Below are 21,869 nucleotides of genomic sequence, written 5' to 3' on the forward strand. Positions count from 1 at the left end.
GGACCATGTTGTCGACGTTTTCTCCCGCTGGGCGGGAGCCCTTGAAACAAGCCCTTGATTAAAGCCCGCCTGTTGGATGCGCCCGCCGGGCCGACCTCCGCCCTGCTGTTCTGCCAACAGGCCGTCACCGAGCTCCTCGGCCTGACCACCACCGATCCCCAGGCAGGGTTCAGGGCCTTCAACGCGGCCGCCCTCACCCCCGTCCTGCCCACTGACCACCGACTCTCCATCGACACCGAGTTGCTCGCCGTTGTCCAGTACACCGGCAGCAACATCGCCGAAGTCGGCGTCGCATCCCACTTTGAAGCAACCCCTCCTCGCGAGTGGACGGTTCCGTTCTGGCAGGATCGTGCGCTTGAACGATGGCCTGGCTGTGGGGCTACGCCCCTAGCCAGGCCGCCATTGCTTTAACGGGGAATGCGAGGAAGACATGCGCACGTGGAATCGTGCCGTGCCGGTGGCGGTGGGCACTCTGGTGCTGGCCTTGGCACTGACTGGCTGCAACGACTCGGGTTCGGGGACGGGCGGGCAAAGCTCCGGCTCCGACTCATCGAACGGCAAGACGAGCTACCGTCTGGGTGAGTCCAGCCCGCCGCAGGAAAGCACCATGCAGAAGTCGAAGGGCAGCACGTTCACGGTGACGCCCACGAAGGTGGAGACCGGGACGACGGCTGACATGGACAAGTCCGGGCTGGAGAAGGACAAGGACGAGGCCTCCAAGGTGCCTGTGTACGTGTGGGCCACCCTGACGCACAAGAGCGGCAAGGCCATGGAAGTCGGCGACATGGACGACGACCTGATCGTCAAGACGAACAAGGGTGAGCGCACCAGGGCCCTCATCGTCCTCATGGGCGAGGCCAAGTGGCCAAACTGCCCGGCCCCCGACACCGGGAAGAATCTGAGCGCGGGGCAGTCGGAGAAGATCTGCAAGGCGTTCCTCATCCCCGAGGGCCAGCGGGCCGCCGCCGTCGAACTGAGCCGGGGCTTCAACGCGGCCCCGCTGGAGTGGCCGGTCAAGAACTGAACTCTTAGCCCGGGGCCTCGACCAGCCTGGTGGCTGGGAACTCGCCTCTTGGCGGCGTGCGTGCACCCGAGATGGAGGGGCGCGCGCACGCCGCCGCCTTACACGAACCGGGTACTTACGTCGGCTTCCCCGCAACCAGCTGTCGCGGAGCCGCGATACTCGGGGGATGCGCATCGTGGCCCCTGTAGAGCCGCCCGATCAGGGTGAGGTTCGGTTTGCCCTCATGCCCTGACGGAATCGTGCTCTTCGACAACCCCGACGCGATGCTGATCTGCGCATTCAAACGGGACAACGCGCTCTGCGAACCCGACCCCGACGCGACAGCTCCGCGGCAGTACGACTGCAGACCCGGCTGCGGCAACGCGGTCCGCACCGACACCCACGCCCGCCAGCTGCTGGCACGGGCCGACGAGATCGACCAGCTGGCCGCCTCAACACCGGGCCCGCTCGGCAAGCGCCTACGGATAAACGCCAACAAGCTCCGCGCCACCGCCGACACCCACGACGCCACCGCCCAACCCGCCGAGGCCATCGCATGAACCAGCAGCACCAGGACGAACGCTCTCGCATCCGTGAGGCCATGGACCGGCTCCTGGCCGGACAGGCCACCGTCTCCAACGGCAGCCTCACCATCGTCGCCCTTGCCGCCGAGGCCGACGTTCATCGCATGGCACTCATGAAGCGGCACGCGGACCTGAAGAACCACTTCTACGAACGCGTCCGGACCGAGACCACCCAGATCCCCGAGTCCGAGAAGAAGCTGCGGGAGACCATCACCCGGCTCCGGCAGACCGTCAAGAACCAGAACGCCGCGATCGAAGGACTCCGCCAGCGGGTTACCCAGCTGACGCTGGCCGCCGCCGTTCTCACCCAGACAGGTGACGCACCGGTTCCACCTCCCAAGGGCCCTGTCCCGGACAACGTCATCCCTCTCCACCGCACCACTTGACCAAACGATCACCATGCGTCAGGCGGCAACTCCGAGTTCCTTGCGGTTCCGGTGGATGAACTCGCGGACAGCCGGCTCGCGCCGCCAAGGAGCGAGGGCCGCGTTGAACTCGCTGACGTAGTCCTCGGCCCGAGAGGACTGGACCTGGGCGAGGATGTCCACGCTGCGGTTGCCCAGCTCCAGGCCGCGATCCAGATCCTGGGCCTGGAGGACTCCGTTGGAAAATGCGTAAACCGGGCTCGTCGGCTTGCTGAGGTTGACATGATCGTTCTGTTCGTCGGAGCGAGGGGGGCTGGGTGTCGCTGGAGTCTCGGGACGACCGTGGGGTGCCGGAGCTGACTGCTCGGGTCGTGCGGGCATCGTTCCCGAAGGGGACACTGGCTGTCCGCGTGCGTGAAGTGCTGGGCCCGCTGTTCGAAGACGATTCCTTCGCTGGGGCGTTTTCGTCACGGGGTCGTCCGGCGGTGTCGCCGGGGGCGCTGGCGCTTGTGTCGGTGCTGCAATACGCAGAGGGGCTGACCGACAGGCAGGCCGCTGACCAGGTGCGGGCCCGCATGGACTGGAAGTTCCTCCTTGGTCTGGAGCTGGACGATTCGGGGTTCGACTTCTCCGTGCTGAGCGACTTCCGCGCCCGGCTGATCGAGCACGGCCTGGAGGAAAAGGTCCTGGACCTGATCCTGGAGCGGATATCTGACCTCGGGCTGCTGCGTTCCGGGGGGCGTCAGCGCACCGACTCCACCCATGTTCTCGCGGCCGTGCGGACGTTGAACCGGATGGAGTTCGTCGGCGAGACCCTGCGCGCGGCGCTGGAAGCCCTGGCCGCCGCCGCCCCAGCATGGCTGTCGCCGCTGGTCACCGCCGACTGGGCCAAACGCTACGGCGCCCGGATCGACTCCTACCGCTTCCCCAAGGGCGACAACGTCCGCGCCGAGTGGGCCGGGCAGGTCGGCAGGGACGGCCTCACCATCCTGGAGGCCGTCTACGCACCCCAGGCTCCCGCGTGGTTACGGGAAGTCCCCGCTGTCCAGGTCCTGCGCCGGGCCTGGGTGGAGCAGTACCACCGCGACGGCGAGGAGGTGCGCTGGCGGGAGGGCAAAGACCTCCCGCCGGGCAGACGCCGCCTCGCCTCGCCCTACGACCCCGACGCCCGCTACGCGACCAAGCGCGGATCGGGCTGGTGCGGCTACAAGACCCACCTCAGCGAGACCTGCGAACCCCACGCCCCGCACCTGATCACCCATGTCGTCACCACGGACGCCACCGTCGCCGACACCGAGGTCACCGCAGCAGTCCACCAGGGCCTGGCCACACGTGAACTGCTACCCGATGAGCACGACGTCGATGCCGGCTACGTCACCGCCGCCCACATCGTGGCCGCGCGCGACGCACATGGGATCGAGCTGCTGGGGCCGGTCGGGCTGGATACGTGCCACGAGAACTACGAGGGTGAGCACTTCACGCAGAGCGCGTTCACGATCGACTGGGAAGCCAAGAACGCCGTCTGTCCCCAGGGCAAGATCAGTGCCAGCTGGTCCGACCAGCGCAAGAGCAGTGGCACTCCCGTCTCACGGGTGCACTTCACCGCCCAGGACTGCGCGGCCTGCCCGGTGCAGGACAAGTGCACCAAGGCGGCGAACGGCAAGTGGGGCCGAAGCCTGACCCTGCTGCCCCAAGACCAGCAGGCAGCACTGGAAGACCGACGCCGCGAACAGCTCACCGACCAGTGGCAGCAGCGCTACAACATCCGCGCCGGAGTGGAGGGCACCATCTCCCAGGCAATCCGGCGCACCCGCATCCGCCGGACCCGTTACACGGGCCTGCCCAAAACCCACCTCGGACACATCTTCGCCGCCACCGCCATCAACATCATCAGACTCGACGCCTGGCTCAGCGAAACACCCCTCGGCCAAACCCGCACCTCATACCTCGCCCGACTCCAACTCGCCGCCTGACGACAAGATCACACCCGCCGGTTTACGCATTTTCCAACGGAGTCCTGGAGGTGGGCGGTTCCGACGATGGCGAGCCGCATGCCGACAGAGCGGGTGAACACTCCGGGCAGCATTGCGGCGGCCTGCTGGTTCCAGGTCAGGGCCATCTTGGGGTTCTTCAGGTCTCGGAAGATCTCGGCAGCGTCCGCCGAGAGGCGGGCGTGGTGATAAAAGTCGATCCACGCAGGTTCGTCGCCGCTGTCGTCCTTCGCCCGGCCGAGGAGGTCTTCGGAGGCTTTAGGGCCCGGGAGGCAGCCCGGGGGTCGCTTTCGCGGGCATGAGCGCGGGCCTCGATGAGCTTGGTGAACGCCAGTACTCGGGGCACGGCCCGGCCCTTGGCCCGCTCGAAGGCCCGCAAGCCGGGATAGCTCGGCGGTCACCGAGAAGAGTTCACGGCCGATCTCGTCGGAGAAGCTGCCTTGCAGCAGGGGACCGGCCCGGTGGTCGAGGCAGACGGTGACGGAGTTGGCCTTCCAGTTCCCGCCGCCGTATTTGGAGTCCCAGCGGCGGGCGTCGTCGGCGGCCTCATGCAGTTCGTCGAGGTCGGCCCGTCCGACCTGCTGGCCGCCGGTGTGGTCGGAGGTCTCGTCGGCGGGGGTGACGAGCCATCTGGTGACGGGGGTGGTGAAGGCAGAGGCGGCGAAGCCGGATCCGGCCAGGAAGTCGCGGCGGTTAACGGTGCTCCAGAACGAAGTGGCGACGGGACGGCGTCGGCGGGGTCTCGCGGGAAATCCAACCCCACAGAGGCGTCGGTTGTCTCCGCCTCACCCATCCCGATCTCGCTCAGGTTGACCGGCCGGCCGAGCCTTTCGCTGATGGCCTGCGCCAACAGCTTGGGGACCGGCCATTTTGTGCGTGCCGCCGCCGGGGCCGGTCGGCTGTTGGCGAAGCTCAGGACCCGTTCTTCGTGGGAGCTGCACCACCGCAGGGCCACCTCCAACGTCCCTGCCATCCGAGGATCCTCACGGTCGAAGCCGATGACGTCCGGGTGAACGGGCGCCCCAGCCTGTGCGTTGAGGAAGGCGACGAAGTCCCGTGCCCCGCCCGGAAACCGGAACTGCTCCGACCGGGACTGGCCCGGGGGGCGTTCGTCGGTCAGCGTGATGTCCAGGTCCCGGTTCAGGAAGGCCAGTTCCCTGAAGCGCTTCGCCAGCGCGGTGAACGAGAACTCCGCCGTTCCGAAGATGTCGGGGTCGGCCAGGAAGACACCGAGACTGCCGGATCTACAACCTGCAGGCGGTCGGGCGGCAGCCCCAGTCGTCCCTCCGCCGCTTCGATGCGGCGCCTCCGCCTCGTCAACAGACGCCGGGGGCGGACGAAGTCCCAACCCCGGTCGTGCAGCTCCCAGCCCCGGCTCGCCGCGGGCACGGCTATTCGAAGCGTGTCGTGTCGCCTGCTCCTCGGCGTACGATCTCCGCTTCGCCCTCGGAGAAGTCGATGACCGTGGTCGGTTCGGTGCCGCAGTCTCCCGAGTCGACCACGGCGTCCACCACGTGGTCGAGCCGTTCCTTGATCTCCCAGCCCTGCGTCATCGGCTCGTCCTCGTCGGGAAGGAGCAGTGTGCTGGACAGCAGCGGCTCGCCGAGCTCGGCGACCAGGGCCTGAGCAACAGCATGGTCGGGAATACGCACTCCGACCGTCTTCTTCTTCGGATGCAGCAGCTGGCGCGGCACCTCCTTGGTCGCGGGGAGGATGAAGGTGTAGCTGCCGGGTGTAGCCGCCTTGATCGCGCGGAACACATCGTTGTCGATATGTACGAACTGGCCCAGCTGTGCGAAGTCCTCGCACACCAGGGTGAAGTGGTGACGATCGTCGAGGTTCCGGATCGACCTGATCCGGCTGATGCCGTCACGATTGCCCAGCTGACACCCCAGGGCGTAGCAGGAGTCCGTGGGGTACGCGACGAGCGCACCGGAGCGGATGCTGTCGGTCACGCTGCTGATGGCGCGCCGCTGAGGATTGTCGGGGTGCACGTCGAAGTACCTGGCCATCCGCCGAGCCTATGCGATCCGGACAGCCGCGGTCAGGAACTGGACCCAGACGGTGAGGTGGCCGGCCTCTGCGGTGCTTGAGGTTTCACGCTCCTGGTGAGGACCGGCTGCTACCGTTAATGGTCACCATCAACTTCACTTGCCCGTTCTTGCGGTTTGCCGGCGTCACCGTCTGCCGGGAATTCCTCGATACGTGCCACACATCGAGGAAGGCTCTCCATGACGCGCTCAGCTCGCACGAACGCCCCGAAGGGCGCATCCGCCCTGCCGGATACGGTCACCCCGGGGCTCCCGGCAGCGGCGTCGTTCGCTGACCTGGACCTGCCGCACCAGCTGCGGGAGACGCTCACCAACCTCGGCGTGGACGAGCCGTTCCCGATCCAGGCGGCGACGCTGCCAAACTCCCTCGCGGGCCGGGACGTCCTGGGCCGGGGGCGCACCGGATCGGGCAAGACCCTCGCTTTCGGCCTGGCACTGCTCACCCGGATCGCGAGCCGGCGTGCGGAGCCGAAACAGCCGCTCGGGCTGATCCTCGTCCCCACCAGGGAGCTGGCCCAGCAGGTCGGGGAGGCGCTCACGCCGTACGCCCAGGCTCTGAAGCTGCGCATGGCCACCGTGGTCGGCGGCATCTCGATCGGCAGGCAGGCTAGTGCGCTGCGGGCCGGGGCCGAGGTCGTCGTGGCGACTCCCGGACGGCTGCACGACCTCATCGAGCGCAAGGACTGCCGCCTGGACCGGGTGCGGATCACCGTGCTGGACGAGGCCGACCAGATGTGCGACATGGGCTTTCTGCCCCAGGTCACCGAACTGCTCGATCAGGTGCGGCCCGACGGGCAGCGCATGCTGTTCTCGGCGACCTTGGACCGTGATGTCGATCTGCTGGTCCGCCGCTATCTCCACGACCCGGTGGTCCACTCCGTCGACCCGTCGGCGGGGGCGGTCACGACGATGGAACACCATGTGCTGACCGTCCACGGCGCCGACCGGTACGCCGTCACGACCGAGATCGCGGCCCGCGACGGCCGGGTGCTCATGTTCCTGGACACCAAGCATGCGGTCGACCAGTTGACCAAGCACCTGCGGGCCAGCGGTGTCCGTGCGGCCGCGCTGCACAGCGGAAAGTCCCAGCCGCAGCGCACGCGCACCCTCGCCCAGTTCAAGAACGGGCAGGTCACCGCGTTGGTGGCCACCAATGTCGCAGCCCGGGGCCTGCACGTGGACGACCTCGACCTGGTGGTCAACGTCGACCCGCCCAGCGACCACAAGGACTATCTGCACCGTGCGGGGCGCACCGCCCGGGCCGGTGAATCCGGCAGCGTCGTCACCCTGGTCCCCTCGAGCGGGCGCCGCGAAATGAGCAGGCTCATGGCTGACGCCGGCATCACGCCGAAGATCACCGCGGTGCGCTCGGGCGAGGCGGAACTGAGCCGGATCACCGGTGCCCGGGCCCCCTCCGGCGTTCCTCTCGACGGCGGTCCCGCCGCTGCGCGCCCCAAGAGCGGCCATGCCCCGTTCCGCGGCATGGGCACCGCCCGGGGCGAGTCCGGGCGCACCGATGGCGGGTCCCGCCGGGGCAGTGAGTCCCGCAAGATGGCCGAGGCCCGCAGGGCCGCACGGGTGCGCCGCGGCGCCTAAGGGCTGTCCCGTAACCCCTGGCGGGCGCACGACGACAGCTACGGCACCTCGCCGCGTTGTCGGAACGCCCGTATACGCCCAGTATGCGGACGTCCCTCCGCCTTGCGATGCACCGCATCTGACGCCGCGCGCTGATCCACCAGGGATTACGGGACAGCCCTTAGGCGCTCTTCGGCTTCCGGCCGGCCTTCTTCTTGGCCGCGGTCTTCTCGGGGCATGACCCAGATACGCCACGAGATGATCTTGGAGACCAGATCGCGTCTTTGACGGCCTCGGCGCCGCGGCCGACCAGCGCCGGGCCGCTCTTCACCCACGGCTCGACGCCGTAGCCGTTCATCCGCGGCAGGTGCAGCAGCAATGGTGACCGGGTCGTACGCTCCACGAGCGTGCCGATCGCGGACCGGCTGGTGCCGATGATGAGGTCCCCCTCCCAGTGGCCCGGGACCGCGCAATCCTCCGCCTCGGCAGGCCGCTCGCTGATCACCACCTCGGGCGTGACGTGGCCGTTGGCGCGCCGTAGGGAGCGTGCTCGCGGGACCCGCAGCGCACACCCGGTGCGCAGGCAGGCGACCAACTCGCGCTTGAGTGCCCCGCGCCCTCGGATGTAGAAGGCCTGATAAATCGCCTCGTGCGAGATGCGCATGGAGTCATCATCGGGAAGTCAGCCTTGAGCCGGTTCGCGATCTGCTCCGGGCTCCACGCCGGTCCTGTCGCCGGGGCTTGTTGAGTCCGTTCCAGCGTGGCGCCTGCGGCCCCGACAGCTGGTGTTCCGTCCGAGAACCGGCCGACGCTCCCGCTCCCGTCGCCAGCCGATATTGCGCGTGACGGCTGGCCCACGACACGGTAGAAGCCGACGTATGACTGCGACACCCGTTTTAGGAGTTCGATCATCCGGGAGCTACTGCATGTTGTAGTGAAGAGTGCGGCGGCGTTGCGGACTTCTGGGAATCGTGGGGGTACGCCGTCGTCGATGTCAGCTGTGGATGTCAGGCAGTCCGAGGCACGATGCTCACCGCGCGGTAGTCGTACCCGTCCTGCTTGAAGGACTCCGTTGGAAAATGCGTAAACCGGCGGGTGTGATCTTGTCGTCAGGCGGCGAGTTGGAGTCGGGCGAGGTATGAGGTGCGGGTTTGGCCGAGGGGTGTTTCGCTGAGCCAGGCGTCGAGTCTGATGATGTTGATGGCGGTGGCGGCGAAGATGTGTCCGAGGTGGGTTTTGGGCAGGCCCGTGTAACGGGTCCGGCGGATGCGGGTGCGCCGGATTGCCTGGGAGATGGTGCCCTCCACTCCGGCGCGGATGTTGTAGCGCTGCTGCCACTGGTCGGTGAGCTGTTCGCGGCGTCGGTCTTCCAGTGCTGCCTGCTGGTCTTGGGGCAGCAGGGTCAGGCTTCGGCCCCACTTGCCGTTCGCCGCCTTGGTGCACTTGTCCTGCACCGGGCAGGCCGCGCAGTCCTGGGCGGTGAAGTGCACCCGTGAGACGGGAGTGCCACTGCTCTTGCGCTGGTCGGACCAGCTGGCACTGATCTTGCCCTGGGGACAGACGGCGTTCTTGGCTTCCCAGTCGATCGTGAACGCGCTCTGCGTGAAGTGCTCACCCTCGTAGTTCTCGTGGCACGTATCCAGCCCGACCGGCCCCAGCAGCTCGATCCCATGTGCGTCGCGCGCGGCCACGATGTGGGCGGCGGTGACGTAGCCGGCATCGACGTCGTGCTCATCGGGTAGCAGTTCACGTGTGGCCAGGCCCTGGTGGACTGCTGCGGTGACCTCGGTGTCGGCGACGGTGGCGTCCGTGGTGACGACATGGGTGATCAGGTGCGGGGCGTGGGGTTCGCAGGTCTCGCTGAGGTGGGTCTTGTAGCCGCACCAGCCCGATCCGCGCTTGGTCGCGTAGCGGGCGTCGGGGTCGTAGGGCGAGGCGAGGCGGCGTCTGCCCGGCGGGAGGTCTTTGCCCTCCCGCCAGCGCACCTCCTCGCCGTCGCGGTGGTACTGCTCCACCCAGGCCCGGCGCAGGACCTGGACAGCGGGGACTTCCCGTAACCACGCGGGAGCCTGGGGTGCGTAGACGGCCTCCAGGATGGTGAGGCCGTCCCTGCCGACCTGCCCGGCCCACTCGGCGCGGACGTTGTCGCCCTTGGGGAAGCGGTAGGAGTCGATCCGGGCGCCGTAGCGTTTGGCCCAGTCGGCGGTGACCAGCGGCGACAGCCATGCTGGGGCGGCGGCGGCCAGGGCTTCCAGCGCCGCGCGCAGGGTCTCGCCGACGAACTCCATCCGGTTCAACGTCCGCACGGCCGCGAGAACATGGGTGGAGTCGGTGCGCTGACGCCCCCCGGAACGCAGCAGCCCGAGGTCAGATATCCGCTCCAGGATCAGGTCCAGGACCTTTTCCTCCAGGCCGTGCTCGATCAGCCGGGCGCGGAAGTCGCTCAGCACGGAGAAGTCGAACCCCGAATCGTCCAGCTCCAGACCAAGGAGGAACTTCCAGTCCATGCGGGCCCGCACCTGGTCAGCGGCCTGCCTGTCGGTCAGCCCCTCTGCGTATTGCAGCACCGACACAAGCGCCAGCGCCCCCGGCGACACCGCCGGACGACCCCGTGACGAAAACGCCCCAGCGAAGGAATCGTCTTCGAACAGCGGGCCCAGCACTTCACGCACGCGGACAGCCAGTGTCCCCTTCGGGAACGATGCCCGCACGACCCGAGCAGTCAGCTCCGGCACCCCACGGTCGTCCCGAGACTCCAGCGACACCCAGCCCCCCTCGCTCCGACGAACAGAACGATCATGTCAACCTCAGCAAGCCGACGAGCCCGGTTTACGCATTTTCCAACGGAGTCTTGAAGCCAGGGGCTTCCCATGTGAGGTCGACCTGCTGTCCGGCCGACAGCGTGCGGAAGCCGGTCGCCTGGATGTCGGCGTAGTGGCCGAAGCAGCCGCCGGGGGTCTGGGGGGAGTCGAGAACGCCCCACCCTTGCTCGTCGTCCCACTCGCGGACAGTCGCAGTCACCATGGAGGGAAGCCTACGGCTTCCACCACGCAGACGCGCCTGGCGCATAAGGTTGGGAATCACGGGCTTTGTACCCTCATCAGCGACCTCGCCAGTGGAAACGGGTGCCATGGAGAACCTTCGGGCTCGCCGGGGCACCCGTGGTTGACCGTGGCTGCCCGCCCTGTCGGGCACGGATCGGGCACGGACACCTTCTGATCCGTAGCTGGATGTGGATCGGTCAACGGCGGCCACAGCGGTCGCGTCGAAGTCTCCAAGGGACGCCACAGGCCATGGGCCATTGCTGGGGCTGCTGTACTCCGGTGTTGTACCGCAACCGAGCTCCGTCGCCCCCTCTTCACGGGCGGCCGTCTGCCGTTTCCAGCGGGTTCCCTGCCGTCGCCACTCGACGCAGGCGGTCAGACACACCCTTCGCCGAGACATCGCGGCAGAATGCGCGAAAAATGGCTGATGGGGCTGTTTGGTATGTGCCAGGGAGCCACAAATGGATGCCTCGGACGAACTCCTTCGAGGGGATGACCCGGCAGCTCTTTTGACGCTGGACGGTGCCATCCGCAGCCTCAACGCTGCGATGGCCACAGCGCTGGGCAGGCCGGCGGAGCAGTGCCTGGGACGTGATTTCGCTGAGCAGTGCCTGGGACGTGACTTCGGTGATCTGTGGCCCGCAAGCCAGCGGATGTCGGCCGAGAGTCTCGTGGTGGCCGCCGCCAGGACGAAGACGGTCGCGATGCGGGTGCTGGACTTCGCCGGGCGAGGCGGAGCCCCCGTCGCCTGCTTGGTCGAGGCACGGACGGTCGAGGATCCCACTGGTGACGAGCAGCTGGTCTGGGTGCATGCCCTGGATGCGCGAAACGACCTGGCGAGCCTGCTGATCCCGTTCCGGATGGCCACCACGGCCGCACACCTCGGCCTGTGGATGTATTCACCCCATGAGCACCAGCTGGAGTGGCTCGGTGGCGCACCCGCCCTGGCCGCGCTCTTCCCGGGTCCCACTGCGTCGCTTTCCAGAGTGATCTCGGCAGTGCACTCTGACGACCGGGAGTCATTGCGGCGGCTCCTGCGCTCGACCTCCGCCCAATCCCCCTGGCTGACGTTGCGGTACCTCCCCCAGCACGGCGGCTGGCACCAACTGGCCGCTCAGACCCGTCGGATCCGGTTGGGATATGGCGGCCCCGAGCGGATCTTCGGGGTGATCCGCGACGACACCAAGCAGGAGAGGCGCAAAGAGAAGGCGCAGGCCGCGCTGGCTGCCGAGCGACAGCGCGCCAAAGACATCGCCGACTTCTCCTCCGCCTTGATCACTGCAGCCACGGAGCAGGAGCTGCAGCAGGTCGTCCTGACCCGGCTCGCCGCCACCTTCGGCGCCAGCGGCGCCCTGCTCGCGCTCGTCGACGAAGGCCGCCTGCGCGTCTCCACCGATGCTGGGATAGCCATGGGGGAGGTCAGCCCCATGCACGGCCTGTCGCTGGACCATCCGAGCCCGCTGCCCGAGGCGATCCGCACCGGCAAGCCACAGTTCATCCCCGACCGAAGGGACTACATCCATCGCTGGCCAAACGGGGCCGAATTTCCGCGGCTCGGCCGACTCGGCTCCGACTACGCCGTCTCCATGACCCCCCTCAGCGAGAGCGGCAATCAGCCACTCGGGGCGTGGGTGGTGACCCACGGCAGCGGATACCGGCCGTCCTTGGACGAGATGACCCTCATGGGTACTCTGGCCGACCTGGCAGGCCAGGCACTGAGGCGCATCAGGTTGCAGCAGGCACGAGTCGAGTTGGCCGCGGCGCTGCAGAAGACCATGCTCCCCACGTTGCCCGAGCACCTCGCGGGTCTGGAGGTCGTCTCCCGCTACCGGCCGAGCCGGGACGGGCTGGACATCGGCGGAGACTGGTACGACGCCTTCGTGATGCCCGACGGCGCGATCGCGCTGGAGATCGGCGACGCCCAAGGGCACGACGTGGACGCCGCCGCCTTGATGGGACAGGTGCGCCTGTCCATGCGCGCGATCGCCGCCCAGGAACCGGATCCGGCAACCGTGCTGACGCGCACCAACGAGCTGCTCGTCACGATGGACGCGGCACGATTCGCCAGCTGCACCATGCTGCATATCGACCCGGGCGACGGACGGGTCACGGGCGCCAGCGCCGGCCATGTGCCGGTGCTGTGCGCGCGCAAGAACGGCAGCCACAGCATCCACGAGCTGCCGGGCGGGCCGGTCCTGGGAGTCGTGCCCGACATCGAGTACCGCGAGGAGATCTTCACCCTGGACATGGACAGCGTGCTGGTCATGGTCACCGACGGCGTGGTCGAGGGACCGGGCCTCACACTGGAAGCCGGACTGGAGCGAGCCGGAACACTGGCCGGCGCGGCCCTCCACGACGGACTGAACGCCGAGGAGACCGCCGACCGCATCCTCGACGCCGCGGTCGCGGTGGACCACCTCGACGACGTGGCCGTGCTGGTCATCCGACGCACATGACGGCGCCCGCGTCCTCTCTCTGCGGACCCCGCTGCAAGACCATCCCTCGCGCTCATTCGCCGAGCGGCGTGTTCTCGATGACTCAGCCAAGCCAGCCGCGGAAGGCGGAAGGACCATCCGGCCCCAGTCACCCATGGCCCCAGCTTGGAAGAGCCCGTATGTGGATGGCCCCTGACCTGCACGCTCGTAACCTGGATCTGGCGGCGATCCTGCCGTCTGTCCCTGTCGTTCCCCGCTGTTTTTCAAGGGTGTGGCCCCCTCCGCGGATCTGCTGGTCGGCAAGGTGCTCAACAATGCCGGGCAGGGCCAGAGTTCATGGATCCTTGCGGGCATGGAATGGGCCGCCGCCCAGGGCGCCGACGTCGTCAGCATGAGCCTCGGCGGCTCCACGTCGTCGGCGAGTGCCCGATGACCGAGGCCGTGGACCGGCTCAGCTCTTCCGCCGGCACGCTCTTCGTGATAGCTGCCCTCCTTCTACGGTGGCGACGACATCCGCCGCACCTACGCCAAGATCGTCGACCTGTGGCGCGCGGGGCGCATCGACCTCGAGTCGATGATCACGCACCATGTCCCACTCACCGGGATCAACGAGGCGATCCGCCAGATGCACACCGGCGAAGCGCTGCGGACCATCGTCGACATCGCCTGATCCGACCTGCAGTACCTGACTGCCGGGGCTCGCACTGTGCAGGCCCCGGCGGTTCATCCAGCCCAGGAGAACGCCCCCCCCGTGAACCAACCCGCCGTTTCGTGGGCAACGTCCTCACAGCCACCGGCCGTAGTCACGGCTGCTCCGCCGCACCCTCTACCCCGAGGTAGCGCCGCAGCGCCTGGCCCGCTTCACGGACGTGGCGGCGGATGTGCTGCTCCGCGGCGCGCGGGTCGCCCTCCCTGATCGCCTCCAGAATGGCCTGATGCTCGTCGAGGGCGACCGGCAGCCGGCCGGGTGCCTGTGCGGAGAGACGGTTACCCAGGCGCACCTGAGCGACGAGGTTCTCCGCGACGGGGATGAGTCGTCGGCTGCCTGAGCCCTCCCAGATGAGGCGGTGGAACGCGAGGTCCAATTCCCCGTAGTCGTGCAGGTTGTTCGCCTCGACGGCCCTGCGCTGCTCGGCCAGCAGCCGGCGTAGCTGTGTGGCGATCTGGTCGTGATCGGGCGCCCCGGCCGCCCGGCGCGCGGCGATTCCGTCGACGGCCTCCCGCAGCTCGTACAGTTCCAGCAGGTCGTCGGTGCTGCCTTCGGGGACGAAGTAGCCGCGGTGCGGGACGGCGATGAGGAAGCCTTCGCGCTCGAGCGCGGCGAGGGCGGTCTTGATGGGGGTCGGGCTGAGGCCGAGCTGTTCGGTCAGGGGGCGGACGGTGACGCGGGAGCCCGGGGTGAGGGAACCGTCGAGGATGGCGGCCCGCAGGTGGTCGTAGGCGGCGTTCAGCAGGGTGTGGCGCGGGACGGTCATGATCGCCGGTGCCCCCTTTCTCCGTGAAGGTGTCGGTACCGAGGACGCTGTCTTCGCCCGACGCGGCCGGCGGGAGGCCGGACACGTCAGTGCAGTCTGCGCTCGTACCAGCGGGACAGCATCGTCAGTGGCAGGCAGATGATGAAGAAGACGGCGAGTACGGTGCCGAGGATCGGCACTGCGTGGGTGGACCCGCCCGAGAGGGTGAGTCGTTCGATGGAGCGTTGTGATGCTTCGAGGATATCGAGCAGTCCGATGACGGCGGCCAGGGAGGTCTGTTGGATGAGGTTGACGACGAGTCCGATCAGCGGCGGGAGTGCTCGCCGGGCGGCCTGGGGGAGGAGGACGTGCCGCATGCGTCCTGTCCAGGAGAAGCCCAGCGCCGCGGCGGCCTCGGCCTGCCCGCGGGGTACCGACTGGACGGCGCCGCGGACGACTTCGGCCATGTTGGCGCTGCCCCACAGGGACAGTCCGATGGCGGCGGCGGCGAAGGTGTTCACCCGTACGCCGATGATGGGCAGGACGAAGAAGATGAAGAACAGGATGATGATGATCGGCAGGCCCCGCCAGACTTCGACGTAGGCCCGGACCGCCCCCCGGACCGGCCTGCTGGGCAGTGTGAGTACGGCGCCGAGCAGGATTCCGGCCAGGAGGCTGGCGGCGATGCTGACCAGGGCCAGCAGGACGGTTTCGCGCAGGCCGCCGGCGAGGTAGTCGGCCACGGGCCCGACCCATGGGGGCATCAGTGTCCTCCTGATATCGCGAAGCGACGCTCGATGGCCCCGGCGCCCAGTGACATGAGCCAGACCAGTCCCAGGTAGACGACGCCGATGGCGAGAAACATCTCGAACACCCGGAAGGTGACGGCGACGACGTTGACAGCGGTTTCGGTGAGCTCCGGGTAGCTGATCGCGACCATGAACGATGAGTTCTTGAAGACGGAGATGAGGGTGTTGGTGACCGACGGGAGTGCGATGCGGGCGCCGAGGGGGAGGGTGGCATGTCGAAAGGCGGCCAGGCGGGGGAAGCCGAGGGCCCGGCAGGCTTCGACGTAGCCGCCTTCGACCGCTTCGAAGCCGGCGCGGAAGTTCTCGACGTTGTAGGCGCCACCCCACAGAAGCAGGGACAGCCAGCCGACGGTGAAGCCGTCCAGTTGCAGCCCGGTTTCGGGTAGCGCGAAGTAGAGGAAGAAGATCTGCACCAGGAGCGGGGTGTTGCGGAACAACTCGACGTAGAACGCGATCAGTTGTCGGGCGACCGGTATGCGGAGCGTGCTGATCGCGCCGAGCAGCACACCGACGAGCAGGGATCCGGCCATGCCGATGGCACTGATCGCCAGCGTTCGCAGCAGGCCGGTTCCGAGATCGCCGAGATGGTGGACGATGAAGCCCGGGTCGAAGTGGTAGTCGGAGACGTCGAGCATGCTCAGCACTTCAGGGTGGAGCCGGACGGGTAGGTCAGGCTGCGGCCGGGCCGGGGCACGTACTTGGCGAACTGCTGCTGTACGGACGGGTCGGTGACGGTCTTCTGGAAATCGGTCCAGAGGAAGTCGGTCTGCTGCATGTGGGCCAGGGCGCCGTTGACCCAGGCCAGCATCTGTGCGTCGCCTTTGCGCACGCCCATTCCCCAGGGACTGCCGGCCTTGGCGTCGCCGACGGTCTTGAGCTTGGAGTTCTTCGCCGCCAGGTCGAGCAGAAGGGCGTCGTCCTGGGCGAAAGCGACACCGCGCTTCTGGTTCAGTGCGGTCAGTGCCTGGCTGGTCTGGGTGAACAGCGTCTGCTTGACGTCTTTCTTGCACTGGGTCAGCCAGAGGCTGGCGGTGGCGCCGCTGGTGCTGATGACCGTCTTGCCGGCCAGCTGGTCGAAGGAGGTGACCGGGGAGTCCTTGGGTACCAGCAGTTTCACACCGCTCTGGAAGTAGGGGGTGGAGAAGTCGATGGTCTGGGCGCGCTCCTGGGTGTAGTTCATCGTCGCTTCGATCAGGTCGATGCGCTTGGAGGTCAGGAACGACACCCGGTTGGATCCGGTCACGCAGGTCAGGGTCAGCGCGTTGGGGTCGCCGAATGCGTAGGAGGCCATCTGGCGGGCGATGTCGATTTCGAAGCCCGCGTTCTTCGATGATTCGTCGATGTATCCGAACGGCGGGTAGTCGCACTTGACGCCGACGGTCAGCTTGCCTCTGCTCTTCACCTCGTCGGGCAGCGGCGCCCCGACGTCCACGGGGGTACCGGAGGCGGCGTCGGAGCCGCCCGAACCGCCGCCCGACGAGGATGCCACGTCGGACGACGAGGAGCAGCCGACGGCGAGGGCCAAGATCATCGCCGTACCTATGAGCATGCCGAATTTCGATCTCACAACACAACTTCCTTCTGCCCGATCGGGCGGGTTATCGGAGAACTTTGCGGAGGAACTGGCGGGTACGTTCGTTCTGGGGGCGGTCGAGCACATCGGCCGGGCGGCCCTGCTCCGCGATCACGCCACCGTCGACGAAGACCAGACGGTCACCGAGTTCGCGGGCGAAGCCCATCTCGTGGGTGACACAGAGCATCGTCATCCCGGAGCGGGCGAGGTCGCGCATCACGTCGAGGACCTCGCTGACCAGCTCCGGGTCCAGTGCGGAGGTCACCTCGTCGAACAGCATCACGTGCGGGTCCATCATCAACGCACGGGCGATGGCGACCCGTTGCTGCTGCCCACCCGACAGCTGCCTCGGGTACGCGTCGGCCTTGCCGGCCAGCCCCACGCGGGCCAGCAACGCGACGGCCCGCTCCCGCGCCTCGTCTCCGGGCATCCGCAGCAGCTTGCGCGGCGCCAGGGTGAGGTTGTCGATGGCGGAGAGGTGAGGGAAGAGGTTGAACTGCTGGAACACCATGCCGATGCGTCGGCGTATTTTGTTCAGGTCGACGCCGGGAACGGTCAAGTCCACGTCTTCCAACAGCACTTGGCCGGAGGTCACCGACTCCAGCAGGTTGGCGCAGCGCAGCAGGGTGCTCTTGCCGCCACCGGACGGACCGATGACGGCGACCACCTCACCCCGGGCCACCGTCAGGTCGACGCCCTTGAGTACCTCGACATCGCCGTACGACTTGTGTACCCCGCGCAGCTCCACCATCGCCGTCTGCGTGCCGGCGGGTGCCGGGGCGAGCGGACCATCCGCACTCCGCGACTCCGTCATCGCGGTGTCCGACGGCTTCGGGGCGTGCCGGTCGTTCCGGCCGCGGAGGTCGCCTCCGGCGGCAGGGCGGCGTCGCGCAGCAGGCGGGGCGGCTCGCAGACCTGCAGGGCGTCGGCGTACTTCAGCGCACTGCCGGTGTTGAGCACCAGCACTTCCTCGTCCCCGTCGAGCCACCCGTCGGCCCGCAGCCGGCGTACCGCGGCCAGCGTCGCCGCCCCCTCCGGGCACATCAGCAGACCGTCGGAGGCCGCGCAGGCCGCCTGCTCCTCAAGGATCTCCCGGTCGTCGACGGCGACCGCCGTGCCCTTGCTGTCCCGCAGCGCGGACAGGATGAGGAAGTCGCCCAGCGCGCTGGCGACGTTGATACCGAACGCGACGGTGCGTGCCTGGTCCGCCGGCCACGGCTCGGCGGTCCCGGCCCCCGACTCGAAGGCCTGCACGATCGGCGCGCAGCCGCTGGACTGCACGGCGACGAACCGGGGCAGCCGCCCGGTGATCCAACCCAGCGCGGTCAACTCGTCGAGCGCCTTACGGATTCCGATCAGGCCCACGCCGCCACCGGTCGGGTACACCACGACATCCGGCACCCGCCAGCCGAACTGTTCGGCGATCTCCAGGCCCATCGTCTTCTTGCCTTCGATGCGGTAGGGCTCGCGCAGCGTCGCGGCGCTGAACCAGCCGTCCTGCACCGCCTGTCCCGCGATGCGGCCGGCGTCGCCGATCAGACCGTCCACGATGTACACCCGGGCGCCGGCCGCCAGGCACTCCTTACGGGTCACCTGCGGAGCGTCCTCGGGCATCACCACCAGACATTGCATACCGGCCCGCGCGGCATAGGTGGCCCAGGCGGCGCCGGCATTGCCGTTGGTCGGCAAAGTCAGGCGCTGCACCCCCAGTTCGTGCGCCCGGGAGACGCCGACCGCCGCGCCCCGCGCCTTGAAACTTCCGGTCGGCAGCATTCCCTCGTCCTTGGCCAGCAGGCCCGGTACACCGATCCGTCGGCCGTACCCGGGCAGCGGCACGATCGGTGTCCAGCCCTCGCCGAGGGCGATCACGTTCGCGGGATCCCGTACCGGCAGCAGCTCCCGGTACCGCCACAGGTCCGTGCTGCGTGACGCGATGTCCTGTGGCCGGACGGTGGCACGGACCCGGTCGAGGTCGTAGCGGACGAGCAGCGGCGAACCGCAGCGGCACACGTTCTGGGGCACGTCCGCGTCGTACCGCTCGGCGCATCGACCACACTCCAGGTGGGTCAGCGCGCTGGTCCAGGTTCCGTCGTCATCGGGGTACAACCGGTGTCTTCCTCTCTGTTCTGTCCGGCGGGGGTGGTCGGTGCTGGGGGCGGGGAGACCCGCCCCCAGCACGCGATCTACTTGCCGAAACGCTGGAACTGGGCAGCGGTGAGCTTCGTGGACGGCCCGTAGTAGGCGGCGTTGAAGAGCATCCGCTGCTCGGACCGGTTCCAGGTGCGGAACCCGATCTCGTTGCCGAAGGTGACGACGTAACCGTCGCCGATCGTCCAGGACAGTCCGTTGACCGCCGCGTCGAGGTGTTCGCCGCCGATCAGCCAGCCGCTCTGCAGCTGATCGCCGCTGTCGGGGTACTTGGCGACCACGTCGACCGGGTACGTGCTCGTGCTGGTCAACTTGTACGCATCGTTCGACACGAACCACACCGGGTTGTTCGCCGGCACGCCCCAGGCCGCTGGGTTGTTCGTGTCGAACTCCTGACTCAGCAGCGCTCCCGGGCAGTAGAAGTCCGAGGAGGAGCCGCTGGGCAGGGTGGAGGTGATGGGCAGGCTGAACAGCGACTGGGCCGTGGCGGTCGCGCTGCCGTAGGTGACCAGCGTGCCGCCACCGGTGACGAAGTCGTGCAGCTGGTTCCAGCCGGTCGTGCCCACGCCGAACGCCCAGGCCCAGTCGGACGGGTACTTCGCCGAGCTCAGTCCGTTGACGATGGAGTTCTTGCTGACCCCGTCCGGCATGATGAGGGCGTCGTACTTACTGGCGAGGTCGGCGTAGTCGCCCGCCTCCACGATGGAGTAGTTCACCCCGTACTGGTCGAACATCCACATCAGCCAGCCGGCCGGCATGTTGTCCGGGGGCTTGATCAGGCCGATCTTCGTGCCCGGCTTGAGCTGGATGCCGGCCACGTCCGGCACCGCGCTGAGGGCGGACACCGGGATGCCGGTGCTCTCCGACTGGGTGTGCAGGAGCTGCCGGGCCGCCGAGGACGGCGGGACGAGGAAGGTGCCGACGGGGAAGGTGCGACCGCCGTCGGTGAACTGGGCGGCGGCTCGGAACGTGGGGATGTTCTGCTTCTGCAGCGCGGCGACGATCCGGAACACCCCGTAGGACTCCGGCCCGATCGCGTACGCCCCGGAGCTCGGCGGCGCGGACGCCGTGGCGACCACCGGCGGCTTGATGGAGCTCAGCAGCTTGGTGTCGGCCGAGAAGGACGTGGAGATGAGGTCGGCCTCGAAGCCGAGCAGCATCGGCAGGGTCTGCGCGGTGGTGTCGTACGGCCGCTGCGGTGGGCCACCGGGGTACTGCAGCAGCTGCGGGTACTCCTGCACCTCCAGCAGCGTCTTGGCGAACCCGGCGTAGGGCTGCTGCATGTAGATGACGTACGACCCGGCAGGGTACTGCTTGCCGTCGGCGGTGAACGCGGCCCGTGCCTGGCGGATCTCCACCGCGCCGCGGTGGAAGACCTCGAGGGCGTCGTGGACCGCCTGCGGGTCACGCTGGCCGGCTGGGATGACGTAGGCGTACGGGCTGGTCCGGGTCACCGCCTTCACGCCGATGCGGTAGGAGTTGTAGAGCCAGTTGTAGTGGTCGTAGGCGACCGCTTCCAGCCCTGAGTAGAAGGCCTGGGAGACCCAGTCGATGATGTTGCGCAGCGTCCAGGTGTTGGAGTCGTACGGCTCGATGAAGTTGATGTCGGTGGTCTGCTGGCCGAGCGGTCCCGTGCCCACCTGGGGGTAGGCGAGGTTGGAGGCAGCCGCCGCCTCGGTCAGGATGCGCGCCGAGCCGTGGTAGACGCAGTACTGCCGGGATGCAGACCAGTAGTCGTATGTCGAGCCCCAGCCGTTGCCCTTCATGCCGGCGACGGTCATGCCCCGCTGCATCGCCATGCCCACCGTGTTGGTCTGCTGCACCAGGATGCTGTCGATGTTGGGGTCGTACGGCGACAGGTACGGCGGCGTGAACAGCCGGGGAGCGCCGGCGCCGGCGCCGTGGGAGTCCTGGAAGACCTGGGGCCGGTACTTGTTCAGGATCGAGACGTTGTATCTGCTCTCGATCTGGGTCAGCATGATCCAGTCACGGTTGTCGTCGTGGCCGGTGTACTTGTTGTACAGATCGGGGTAGGTGCGCGAGTAGTTGGTGCCGGCCGTGGCGGCGAAGTAGTCGTTGACGAGGACGATGCCGTCCGGGTTCTGGCACGGCTGAAGCAGGATGACCAGGTTGTCCAGGATCTCCTCGATGTAGTCGGACTCCTCCGTGGCCAGCCGGTAGGCCCATTCGATGGCGGCCTGGGAGTTGCCGACCTCGGTCGCGTGGATGCCGGCCTGCACGAAGTGGAAGGGCTTGCCCTCGGTGGCCAGCTTCTTCGCGTCGGTCTCGGACAGTCCCCGGGGGTCGGCCAGCCTGGCGTTGGTGGCGACCAGCTTGTCGAGCTCGGCCAGGTTCTTCGGCGAGCTGATGGTCAGCAGGACGTACGGGAATCCCCGGGTGGACTTGCCGATCTCCTCGTAGTGCACCCGGTCGCTGCGGGCACCGATCAGCTCGAAGTACGGGACCATCTTGTCCCATTGAGCCAGGAAGCCCTCGGTTCCGATCGGGGTTCCGAAGTACTCCGCCGGGGTCGGGATGTGTCCCTTCTTCCGTGTTCCGGCGGACGGTCTGTCGGTCCGAGTCGGGGGTATCGCGGGCGCCGCCGAGGCGGTGCCCGGGTGGATCAGTGTCGTCGCGGCCGCTGCGGCGCCGGCCGCCGCGGTGGTCCGAAGAAGCGCTCGACGGGACAGTGCTGAGCTTTCGCTGCTGGTCATCTAACGACATCGCCTTTCACGGTCCGGGTGAGCCGGTCCGTTGTCCGTCGCGAAGCAGGGGTGAGCCGGCTCCGCTGCCGTGGGGATGGCATGCAACGCCGCGGGGGCGCGGCGCCTCGATGG

19 protein-coding genes and 2 pseudogenes are annotated in these 21,869 nt (G+C 68.0%); 9 read left to right on the forward strand and 12 right to left on the reverse strand.

Translation table 11 applies throughout. The features are described 5' to 3' along the window. The first annotated feature begins 54 nt into the window (after window positions 1-54). The 4 genes from OG878_RS35430 to OG878_RS35445 all read left to right on the forward strand — a co-directional run bounded on the left by OG878_RS35430 (window position 55) and on the right by OG878_RS35445 (window position 1,973). A complete protein-coding gene (locus tag OG878_RS35430) occupies window positions 55-411 on the forward strand; it encodes a hypothetical protein (RefSeq protein ID WP_328890556.1) in 357 nt (118 codons plus the stop codon). A 19-nt stretch (window positions 412-430) separates the two neighbouring features. Next, on the forward strand, window positions 431-1,024 hold the full coding sequence (locus OG878_RS35435) for a hypothetical protein (RefSeq protein ID WP_328890557.1): 594 nt from the start codon (window positions 431-433) through the stop codon (window positions 1,022-1,024). A gap of 239 nt (window positions 1,025-1,263) precedes the next feature. Beyond that, on the forward strand, window positions 1,264-1,563 hold the full coding sequence (locus OG878_RS35440) for a hypothetical protein (protein ID WP_328890558.1): 300 nt from the start codon (window positions 1,264-1,266) through the stop codon (window positions 1,561-1,563). Next, window positions 1,560-1,973 (forward strand): hypothetical protein, encoded by a 414-nt coding sequence (locus OG878_RS35445; protein ID WP_328890559.1) that lies wholly within the window; start codon window positions 1,560-1,562, stop codon window positions 1,971-1,973. The genes OG878_RS35440 and OG878_RS35445 overlap by 4 nt, the downstream gene beginning before the upstream one ends. 18 nt (window positions 1,974-1,991) lie before the next feature. On the opposite strand, the gene OG878_RS35450 is transcribed toward OG878_RS35445, so the two are convergent. Further along, the gene (locus OG878_RS35450) at window positions 1,992-2,333 is read right to left on the reverse strand and encodes a hypothetical protein (RefSeq protein ID WP_328891542.1); all 342 of its coding nucleotides are present in this window, start codon (window positions 2,331-2,333) and stop codon (window positions 1,992-1,994) included. On the opposite strand from OG878_RS35450, the gene OG878_RS35455 reads away from it, so the two are divergent. Further along, window positions 2,270-3,925: an IS1182 family transposase gene (locus OG878_RS35455; RefSeq protein ID WP_328886378.1), complete on the forward strand. Its 1,656-nt coding sequence runs from the start codon at window positions 2,270-2,272 to the stop codon at window positions 3,923-3,925. The genes OG878_RS35450 and OG878_RS35455 overlap by 64 nt on opposite strands. Before the next feature lie 1,409 nt (window positions 3,926-5,334). Here the strand turns inward: OG878_RS35455 and OG878_RS35460 are convergent. Next, on the reverse strand, window positions 5,335-5,955 hold the full coding sequence (locus tag OG878_RS35460) for an L-threonylcarbamoyladenylate synthase (RefSeq protein ID WP_328890560.1): 621 nt from the start codon (window positions 5,953-5,955) through the stop codon (window positions 5,335-5,337). Window positions 5,956-6,174: 219 nt separating this feature from the next. On the opposite strand from OG878_RS35460, the gene OG878_RS35465 reads away from it, so the two are divergent. Further along, window positions 6,175-7,590 (forward strand): DEAD/DEAH box helicase, encoded by a 1,416-nt coding sequence (locus OG878_RS35465; protein ID WP_328890561.1) that lies wholly within the window; start codon window positions 6,175-6,177, stop codon window positions 7,588-7,590. A 253-nt stretch (window positions 7,591-7,843) separates the two neighbouring features. Here the strand turns inward: OG878_RS35465 and OG878_RS35470 are convergent. From OG878_RS35470 to OG878_RS35480, 3 genes and pseudogenes are all read right to left on the reverse strand, one after another. Then, a pseudogene (locus OG878_RS35470) lies at window positions 7,844-8,351 on the reverse strand (IS30 family transposase); the annotation flags it as partial. A 327-nt stretch (window positions 8,352-8,678) separates the two neighbouring features. Continuing rightward, window positions 8,679-10,334, reverse strand: coding sequence for an IS1182 family transposase (locus tag OG878_RS35475; protein ID WP_328886378.1), 1,656 nt, complete (start codon window positions 10,332-10,334; stop codon window positions 8,679-8,681). 64 nt (window positions 10,335-10,398) lie between these two features. Further along, complete coding sequence (locus OG878_RS35480) at window positions 10,399-10,593, reverse strand: cold shock domain-containing protein (RefSeq protein WP_328890562.1); 195 nt, start codon at window positions 10,591-10,593, stop codon at window positions 10,399-10,401. Window positions 10,594-11,074: 481 nt separating this feature from the next. Here OG878_RS35480 and OG878_RS35485 point away from each other — a divergent pair, with 481 nt between their 5' ends. The 3 genes and pseudogenes from OG878_RS35485 to OG878_RS35495 all read left to right on the forward strand — a co-directional run. Further along, on the forward strand, window positions 11,075-13,069 hold the full coding sequence (locus OG878_RS35485) for a SpoIIE family protein phosphatase (RefSeq protein ID WP_328890563.1): 1,995 nt from the start codon (window positions 11,075-11,077) through the stop codon (window positions 13,067-13,069). A 250-nt stretch (window positions 13,070-13,319) separates the two neighbouring features. Then, on the forward strand, window positions 13,320-13,481 hold the full coding sequence (locus tag OG878_RS35490; protein WP_328890564.1) for a S8 family serine peptidase: 162 nt from the start codon (window positions 13,320-13,322) through the stop codon (window positions 13,479-13,481). A 51-nt stretch (window positions 13,482-13,532) separates the two neighbouring features. Continuing rightward, a pseudogene (locus tag OG878_RS35495) lies at window positions 13,533-13,718 on the forward strand (Zn-dependent alcohol dehydrogenase); the annotation flags it as partial. A gap of 133 nt (window positions 13,719-13,851) precedes the next feature. Here the strand turns inward: OG878_RS35495 and OG878_RS35500 are convergent. The 7 genes from OG878_RS35500 to OG878_RS35530 form a co-directional block, all read right to left on the reverse strand. Beyond that, window positions 13,852-14,523 (reverse strand): GntR family transcriptional regulator, encoded by a 672-nt coding sequence (locus tag OG878_RS35500; RefSeq protein WP_328890565.1) that lies wholly within the window; start codon window positions 14,521-14,523, stop codon window positions 13,852-13,854. An 86-nt stretch (window positions 14,524-14,609) separates the two neighbouring features. After that, on the reverse strand, window positions 14,610-15,266 hold the full coding sequence (locus OG878_RS35505; protein WP_328890566.1) for an amino acid ABC transporter permease: 657 nt from the start codon (window positions 15,264-15,266) through the stop codon (window positions 14,610-14,612). Continuing rightward, entirely contained in the window at window positions 15,266-15,946 is a 681-nt protein-coding gene (locus OG878_RS35510) for an amino acid ABC transporter permease (RefSeq protein WP_328890567.1), read from the reverse strand. Before OG878_RS35510 ends, OG878_RS35505 begins: the two co-directional genes overlap by 1 nt. A 2-nt stretch (window positions 15,947-15,948) precedes the next feature. Beyond that, window positions 15,949-16,878, reverse strand: coding sequence for a transporter substrate-binding domain-containing protein (locus OG878_RS35515; protein ID WP_328890568.1), 930 nt, complete (start codon window positions 16,876-16,878; stop codon window positions 15,949-15,951). A gap of 31 nt (window positions 16,879-16,909) precedes the next feature. Further along, complete coding sequence (locus OG878_RS35520) at window positions 16,910-17,698, reverse strand: amino acid ABC transporter ATP-binding protein (RefSeq protein WP_443049200.1); 789 nt, start codon at window positions 17,696-17,698, stop codon at window positions 16,910-16,912. Beyond that, window positions 17,695-18,990 carry a threonine synthase gene (locus OG878_RS35525; protein WP_328890569.1) on the reverse strand — a complete coding sequence of 432 codons (1,296 nt, stop codon included), beginning with the start codon at window positions 18,988-18,990 and terminating at the stop codon, window positions 17,695-17,697. Before OG878_RS35525 ends, OG878_RS35520 begins: the two co-directional genes overlap by 4 nt. Window positions 18,991-19,067: 77 nt before the next feature. Further along, complete coding sequence (locus OG878_RS35530; RefSeq protein WP_328890570.1) at window positions 19,068-21,746, reverse strand: M14 family zinc carboxypeptidase; 2,679 nt, start codon at window positions 21,744-21,746, stop codon at window positions 19,068-19,070. Window positions 21,747-21,869: the final 123 nt, after the last annotated feature.

Origin of the sequence: Streptomyces sp. NBC_00316 (assembly GCF_036158715.1) — a bacterium.
Lineage (GTDB): Bacteria > Actinomycetota > Actinomycetes > Streptomycetales > Streptomycetaceae > Streptomyces.

Coding starts and splice junctions, on each gene's coding strand:
- OG878_RS35510 (WP_328890567.1), bottom strand. CDS start 15,946: ATGCTCGACGTCTCCGACTACCACTTCGACCCGGGCTTCATCGTCCAC.
- OG878_RS35520 (WP_443049200.1), bottom strand. CDS start 17,698: ATGACGGAGTCGCGGAGTGCGGATGGTCCGCTCGCCCCGGCACCCGCC.
- OG878_RS35485 (WP_328890563.1), top strand. CDS start 11,075: ATGGATGCCTCGGACGAACTCCTTCGAGGGGATGACCCGGCAGCTCTT.
- OG878_RS35505 (WP_328890566.1), bottom strand. CDS start 15,266: ATGCCCCCATGGGTCGGGCCCGTGGCCGACTACCTCGCCGGCGGCCTG.
- OG878_RS35450 (WP_328891542.1), bottom strand. CDS start 2,333: ATGCCCGCACGACCCGAGCAGTCAGCTCCGGCACCCCACGGTCGTCCC.
- OG878_RS35435 (WP_328890557.1), top strand. CDS start 431: ATGCGCACGTGGAATCGTGCCGTGCCGGTGGCGGTGGGCACTCTGGTG.
- OG878_RS35445 (WP_328890559.1), top strand. CDS start 1,560: ATGAACCAGCAGCACCAGGACGAACGCTCTCGCATCCGTGAGGCCATG.
- OG878_RS35530 (WP_328890570.1), bottom strand. CDS start 21,746: ATGACCAGCAGCGAAAGCTCAGCACTGTCCCGTCGAGCGCTTCTTCGG.
- OG878_RS35500 (WP_328890565.1), bottom strand. CDS start 14,523: ATGACCGTCCCGCGCCACACCCTGCTGAACGCCGCCTACGACCACCTG.
- OG878_RS35465 (WP_328890561.1), top strand. CDS start 6,175: ATGACGCGCTCAGCTCGCACGAACGCCCCGAAGGGCGCATCCGCCCTG.
- OG878_RS35480 (WP_328890562.1), bottom strand. CDS start 10,593: ATGGTGACTGCGACTGTCCGCGAGTGGGACGACGAGCAAGGGTGGGGC.
- OG878_RS35460 (WP_328890560.1), bottom strand. CDS start 5,955: ATGGCCAGGTACTTCGACGTGCACCCCGACAATCCTCAGCGGCGCGCC.